This window comes from Oribacterium sp. (assembly GCF_057249185.1).
The window spans coordinates 1-7,448 of the sequence record NZ_DBHIGR010000114.1 but is presented as its reverse complement, the minus strand read 5'-3'; the positions used below and the strand labels follow the sequence as shown (position 1 = coordinate 7,448).

The 7,448-nt window shown below is 46.2% G+C and carries 3 protein-coding genes; all 3 read right to left on the bottom strand.

Annotated features, from left to right (window positions below):
• On the bottom strand, positions 1 to 2,982 hold a 2,982-nt coding region (gene addA / locus ACO4PX_RS07170), incomplete at its 3' end, for a helicase-exonuclease AddAB subunit AddA (protein WP_485572114.1).
• Between the two features lies 1 nt (position 2,983).
• Entirely contained in the window at positions 2,984 to 6,472 is a 3,489-nt protein-coding gene (locus ACO4PX_RS07165; RefSeq protein WP_485572113.1) for a PD-(D/E)XK nuclease family protein, read from the bottom strand.
• A 13-nt stretch (positions 6,473 to 6,485) separates the two neighbouring features.
• Positions 6,486 to 7,343, bottom strand: a complete 858-nt coding sequence (locus ACO4PX_RS07160) for a nucleoside hydrolase (protein ID WP_315369978.1) — start codon at positions 7,341 to 7,343, stop codon at positions 6,486 to 6,488.
• Positions 7,344 to 7,448 lie beyond the last annotated feature (105 nt).

Genomic DNA, 7,448 nt, shown 5'->3' with positions numbered 1-7,448 from the left:
AAGGGAAATAGCTTCTCCCATGGCTTTTCCTTCATTTTCCTCCAAATCCTCTTTAGAAATAAAACGAAGGGCGATTTCTTCGGTCTTGGTACTTTCAAAGAAGCTCCGGGAATAGGCCATTAAAATCCAGGCAAGATAAGAGGTCGCTCCTCGGATATCTTCCAGAGACAGCCGTTCTTGCACCGGGAATTTCTTGATTAGATCCTCTTCATTTTTGCAAACGCCGGTGAGAATCAGCTTTTCCTCTGCTCTGGTCATGGCAACATAAAGCACCCGAAGCTCTTCTCCAAGGCTCTCCCGCTCCCCCTTTTCCTTGATGGCGATTTTGTGGAGGGAAGGATACTTTATTCTTGTTTCCAAATCCAAGTAATCGGCGGCAAGCCCCAGTTCCGAATCCATAAGCATTTTCGCCTTGGAATCCATCTTGTTAAAGGTCTTATGCAGCTGGGAAAGGAAAACCACCTTAAACTGTAGTCCCTTGGAGTGGTGGATGGACATAATCCGAAGCAGGTCGTCCTTTTCCGAGAACACCGTTGCCTCGCCTTGATCCTGTTCCTGCTTTTTCACCTTTTCGATATAGCGGATAAAATGGAATAAGCCGCTGTAGCTTCCCTTTTCAAACTGCTTGGCATCCTCTAAGAGCTGGTCAAGATTGGCCTGCCGCTTCTCTCCCAAGGGCAGTGCCCGCACATAGTTGTAGTAATCCGTCTCTTCATAAATCAAGGTCAGTAAGGAATGAAGCCGCAGGGAACGGGATAGTCTACGGTAGCGTTCCAGTTTATTTTGGAAGTTCTGCCATTTTTCTTCCAGCCCGGGAGCCAATGCTTTTTCTGCCTGTAAGGATAGATTTACCGCATTTTCCTTGGTTTTATCATAGGGCTTTTCGTAAAGGCTTCCCTTCACCAGCACAATCTGCCCCAGCTCTTCGTCCGTAAAGGAAAATAAGGGGGAGCGCAGTACTGCTGCCATGGGGATATCCTGTCTTGGATTGTCAATGATGGCAAGGAAGGATAGAACGGTCTCCACCTCCACCGCAGAATAATAGCCGGTTTTTAACTCCGCATAAGCAGGGATGCCTTCCTTTCCGAAGATATCCACCATTTCTCTGGAAACGCTGTGGGGAGAACGAAGGAGAATCACCATGTCCTTATAGGCATAGCCCTTTTCCAAAAGCTCACGAACCTTAGCTGCAATCATCTTACATTCCAGCTCCAGCTTACTGAGGGATTTTCCGGAGGAGCCATTGGAGTCGCTGTTACCGTCCTCCCCTTTACTATCATCCTCTTTACTATCTTCGTCCCCCTCTTCCCCTGTAGGGCCAGTTTTTTCCAACTCTAAGAGAAGCAGCTCCGTTTGATCTCGTCTCTGCCTGCCTGTAATAGAATCCTCTTCCTGCCTTGCTTCTTCTGTTCTTAGCTTCCCCAGGAATAGACTGTTCTCCAAGTCGTATTCGATTCCTCCGAAATCCTTTTTCATAATCTTGAAAAAAAGGGTATTTACCGCGGAAAGCACTCCTTCATCGGAACGGAAGTTCTTTCGAAGGAAAATCTTGGGATAGCTTTCATCATGGTATTTTTCCAGGAATAGCTCCGGCCTTGCCATCCGGAAGCGATAAATGCTTTGCTTTACATCTCCCACCTGAAAGACATTGGGCTTTCCGAAGCGCTCCTGAGATAGGGCACGAACAATATATTCCTGCACAAGGTTTGAGTCCTGATACTCATCCACCAGGATTTCCCAATAGGATTTAGCCAGCTCATCCGCTAAGGCACTATAGCGGACTTCCTTCTCTTTCCTCATCTCTATCTCTTTAGTACCATATTTACCGGCTTCTATCTCATGATTAATTTCCGTCTCAGCCTCGATTTCTGCCTCTCCCTCGATAGTTCTACCGTCTCCATCCTGATACAAAAGCTTTAAGGCAAAATGCTCCAAGTCCGAAAAGTCCAGCACCGCCCTTTCTTCCTTTTCCTTTTGATAGCGCTCTAGAAAGAGAAGACAAAGTCGCACAAGCTCAAGGATTCGTTTCTGTCCCTTTTCCTCCACTTCCTCTTCCAGCACTTCCGGAAGCAGTCTATAGTTCTCCTGCCAGGTCTTTAGAGTCTTCTTTCCTCTTTCCCGAAGGGACTTTACCAGCTCTTTTCCCTCTGCCTTAGTGCTTTTCAGTCTTCCAAAGGAAAGATTTTCCAGTCCCCTGACCAACTCTTCCAGCGAATCGGTATGCACAAGGGCAAGGCACTGCTCTCGTTCTTCTAGAATTCGCTCTTCATACTCAATAGGGCCGTTCGGCTCTCTACATAGGTCTAAGGCTTCTTCATAGAGGAGAGAAAGATTTTCCAAACGGCTCTTCATATCGATGTAAAGGTCCTTTTCCCATTTCTCCCTACGAGAATGAGAGTCTTCCTCTAAAAGTCCCTGCAGATAGACCTTGGGAAAGGGCATGGCGCTGGCCAGATTATAAAGCTTTAGAATCAACTCCTCTATGCCTTTGTCCTTCTTTCCCATGGAGAACTGATCCACAAAGGCCAGAAAAGACTCTTCCTTCCTTTCGTACTCCTCCTCCAAAAGATCCTCTAAAATATCCGATTGAAGCAGGGACATTTCCCCGGTATCTCCAATCCGAAAATGGGCGTCTATGGAAAGGCCTGCATAATTTTCCTCGATCAGTCGCTTACAAAAGGCGTGAATAGTACTGATATTTGCGGTAGGGAGCAGGGCAATTTCCCGAAGAATCCGCTTGTCATACTCTTTTTGCAAATGCTCTTCCAGCCGTTTTTTGATTCTTTCCTTCATTTCCTCCGCCGCAGCCTCGGTAAAGGTCATCAAAACCAAAGAGGAAAGGGAAGCATTTTCCTCTAAAATCAGGGACAGCACGTGTTCCACCAGCACTGCCGTCTTTCCGGAACCTGCCGCCGCAGAGACCAGCAGATTTCCTTCTCTATGGGCGATTACCGCCTTTTGCTCTTCCGTCCACAATGCCATTTTACTGCCCTTTCTTCTGATACTTCTCTATCCACTCGTCCCAAATCGCTTCTTCCTCTCCCTTTTCCATGCTTCTATAGGAAAATCCGGGGAGGTCCGGATCAAAGCCGCAGATACTATGGTAGGGACAATAGCTGCAGGCCGTCTTATCCATGGTCTCCCGGATAGGGGAAATGGCCTTCTCCCCCTCCAGGATTCTCTTACAATCCTCTTCCACCCTTTCCCGCACATAGGAAAGCATAGCCAGAATCTTTTCTTCTTTCGCAACAGAGCCCTTTTCCTCTATAGAGCCGTTTTTCTCCTTTACCGGAAGCAAAAGGCTGTCCCCCTTTAGCTCTCTGTCCATGCGGAAAATGATGTCCTTATCCCCGTTGATTAGTCCCTTCGGTCTGGAAGCCTTCAGCTTTTCCTGAAAAAGCTCTTCCTCGGACTGTCCCTTAAAGCTAAGACTTGGGTTATCCATGGTGAAATAGAACAGTCCTGCAGGGTGAAGCTTATACTCCGGATGTCTCTTTTTCTCCTCCTCCAACAAGATGGATAGGTAGAGGGGTAGCTGAATCTGTAGTCCCGCCTTTAAAAGATCCAAAGAAAAATCCGTATTTCCGCTCTTATAGTCCAAAACCTTCAGGTAATAATTCTTCTCTTCATCCAGGTAGCTGTCCACCCGGTCCACCCTTCCCCGGAAGGACAGGGTATCGCTTTCATAGTTAAAATCCCGCTCCAAAGCTTCCACCTGAAAGTCTCCGCCGGAAAGCTGGCGCTCCAGCGCCCAGAGGATGGTTTTCGCATTTTCCTTAAACTTATGAAGAAAATATTGGTTCCGTCCCCCCTCTAAGAAGGGGGCAAATTCCGGATCCTGCTCACTTTCCGCTATAGCATGATTCAGATACTCCTGAAAATGCTGGGAAAGCACCTCGCCCTTGGCCTTTTCTTCCTTTACCTTCTTAAAAAAGCTTTCCACCAGCTTATGGTAAAGCTTTCCCAAATCAAAGGCCTGAATCTCCGCCTCTTTTCTTTCCTGCAAATGTAAGCCGTAGCGAAGAAAATGGAAAAAGGCGCAACGATTTAGCCCTTCCAGTCGGCTTACGGAGCCTCTGATTTTGTCTCCGTAAAGCTCCTTGGACAGTTCTTTGCTTAGGGGCAAATGTCGATTCTCCCAAAAGACTGCGTCCAAAAGTTTTTCCAAGTCCTTTTTGTACTCTTCCTTTTGCCAAAGGCTATGGAGAAGCTGAAAAGATTCCAGCTGAAAATAGGGAAGGACCTCTTCTTCCAAACGGAACAGGGCTTCCTTTTTGCAAAGTTTCGGTAATTCCTTGGATAGACTGGCCTTTGCCTGGGAAAAGCTCTGCATTTCCTGTATTTCCCGTTCCAACTTTCGAATCTTAAGCTTGGGAAATAGCCGTAGAACTTCCTGTAGGATGGGCGAAATACCTCCCCTGCCTTTTGGTATTCTTAAGGGATAGGACAGATACAGTTCTTCCTTGGGGCTTAGGAAGGCGTGATATAGGTAAAACTCCTGAATATAGCTTTCCTCCCATGCCAGGGGAGACAGGGTACAATGTTCCTGCCGTAAAAAACTTTTTTCTTCCTCGGTAAAGAGGGATTTCTTTTTTGGTGGCAAAGGAATCAGTCCTGCATTTAAGCCCAGGAACAAAAAGGCCTTGGGATTATGAAAACGGGATCGGGTTAAGTCTCCTACCAGTACCTGATCGTTTGTGGCGGGAATCTGCCGCAATTTTTCCAAGGATAAAGCCATATCGAAAAAGGCGGAAAACTCCTTTTTGTTTACCGGAATTTCTCCCAAGCCTTCCTTCATTTTGGAAAGAAGAAGCTGAATCTGGTTAACACTTCTTTCCAAGCTTTGGGAGAGAGAGTCCATGCCCTCATCCTTTAGAAATGTAGCCTCCTCTTCCAGCTTAAAGCGCTCCATAAGCTTTTCCGTAAAGCATTCCAAGCTTTCAATTCTTTCCTTAAGGCTGTGGCTTCCTTCATTTTCCTCTAAAAGGCTGAATAGAGCTTCCGCTTCCAAAAGGCTTTCCTCTTGAAAAAGACTTGTAAAGGCGGATTTTCCTTTAAGACCTTTGGCTCTTGCTTCATTTTCCAAGGCATCAATCCTGTCCTCTTCCTCCATGCCCCGGTAGGGAAAGGCTCGAAGATAGCGAAAGAAGGAGTCATAAAGCAGGCCTTTCTCCATCACCTCTAAGGCAGAGCGAAGAACCTTACTGAAGGGAGAGTCGAAGAGTTTAATGTCCTCCTCCAAAAAGAGGGGAATCGCAAATTTTCTTCCCTGCTGAAAAAAAGCATCCCTATACAGCTCCACATCCGGAAGCACCACCCCGATCTCCTGATAGCGATAGCCTCTTTCCTCTACCAAGTAGCGGATATGGCTGCAGGCCTCCTCCACCTCTTTAGAAATATTGGCGGCTTCAATGACGGAAATGCCATGGGGCAGGGAAGGATAGACTCCACCGGTATAGGGCTTACTCTTATCCATGCTTTCCGTCTGCGGGCTTTGCTCTTCTTTCGTCCCCGATTCTTGATTTTCTCCTTGTAAAAATCCCTCCACAAGGGTCTGCAAGGCAGGAATTTTTTCAAATCGGGGAAGTAGGGCACCCTCAGGCCTCGCTTCTCCGGTTCTACTGTCTATTTCATTTAGGGAAAGGGGGGGCAGAATTTCCACCCCAAGCTTCTCCCCTCTACTATAAAGCTCCTTTATCGCTTCTTCTGTAAGATAAAAAAGGGATTCCCGCTTCTTCCCGCTTCCAAGCTCGGAGATATTTTTCCCGGAAAACTCCAGGGAAAAATACAGCTCACCCGCCCTTTCCATCAAAACCTCTATGCAAAGAAGCTGGATGGGGGTAAAGCCGGTAAAGCCGTCAAAAATCAGGGTGCTGTCCTTTAAAGTATTGTCCTTCCAAAGGGCGGAAATTCCCTGATCCGCCAAGCCTTCCTCCGTGATTCTTCCGGTTTTGGAAAGGTAGAGCAGGAACTCTTCGTAAATATAGGCCAAATCCAAAAATTTGGCCTTCGTGATGGACCTTTTGGATTTTTCCGCGCATTTTCGTAAATCCTCCGGGCTTACCTTGTACTGCATACATTCGGAAATCTGGGACTTACATTCCTCCACAAAAGAAAGGCTTTCCGCCTCCCTTTGATAATAGCTTAGCTGCTTTTTCTTCTTTCCCAATATCAGGCGAAGAATCATCATTTTCCCCATCTCATCTAAGGAAAGGGGGCTCTTTTGATTGGTATTCTCAAAGGCACGGTAATAGAGTCTTTGGAAGCTTAAAACATCCACGTTCAAAATGCCCTTCCCCTGATTTTCCTCATGGGAAACGATTCTTTTTTGCATGGCAAGGGTATCCTGCTCCGGAACAAGATAATAAATCTGCCTATGATAATCCTTCCCGGCCTCCTGCAAAGCCTTTCGAATCAAATATTCCGTTTTTCCGGAACCGCCGGCTCCGAGGATGATTTGCAGCTTGGACATCAAAGCCTCCTTATTACGCTAAGCCTTCAAACATTTTTTCCACAAAAGCTTTACTATCCTTTAATTTGGGCAAATGAATCTGATTCCCCTCTCCTTCATTTCCCTCTATTAAATATCCCTCCTGTAAATCCGTATCCATTAGGCGAATCCAATGCAGGGAGTCTTCAAAAAGCTCCGGATAAAAATAATACAAAAGGGTGGTCATATCCCAGTTGTAAAAGCCGGGAATGCCATAGACTCTATCATTATAATGCATCCAGTCCTTTGCCTTCCCTAAAATATACTGCCCCAGGGAAGATTTTTCCAGTCTACGCTGACATTCTTCATAGGATAGGAGGAAGGCCAGACAGGCATTTCCGGTAAGGGTGTGGAGGTTCTTGCCGTTTTTTAGCACAAGCTCCGTAGCCTTATAATCAATGGAAAAGTTTAACTCCTTCATTTCTTTCTTGGCAAAAATCAGAGGCTCCGTAATTCCTCCCATAAAGTAAATGCCTTTCACATAGGAGAAAAACTCCGGGTCCAGCATATAGGCTCCGGCGATATTGGTGGTGGAGCCGGTTACCAAAATATCCACCTCTCTGGGATACTTTTTTACCACTTCTAAAATTTTTCGGGAGGCTTCGTTCTCCCACTGTCTTGGCGCATCCGCCCCGTACCAAAGAGGGATATCCTCTCTTCCTCTCTCCTTTAGCATTTTTTTCGTGTTTTCATAGACCACCACGGTTTTGTTATTGCCAAAGGAAGAGGATACTCCCAAAAGTTCAATGTCCTTTCGTCCTAAAAGATAGAGCAGGCAAAGGCCATCATCAATATCACAGTCCGGAATCCCCATGGTGTTGTCACAGTCAAAAAGAAGCTTTCTTTTTTCCATCCTACTCTCCTTCCTTATCCATCCTACCTTCCTCCTTATTCATCCTACTTTTCCTCCTTACCCATACTACTCTCCCTCCTTATGGAAAAACAAAATTTCTTCTTC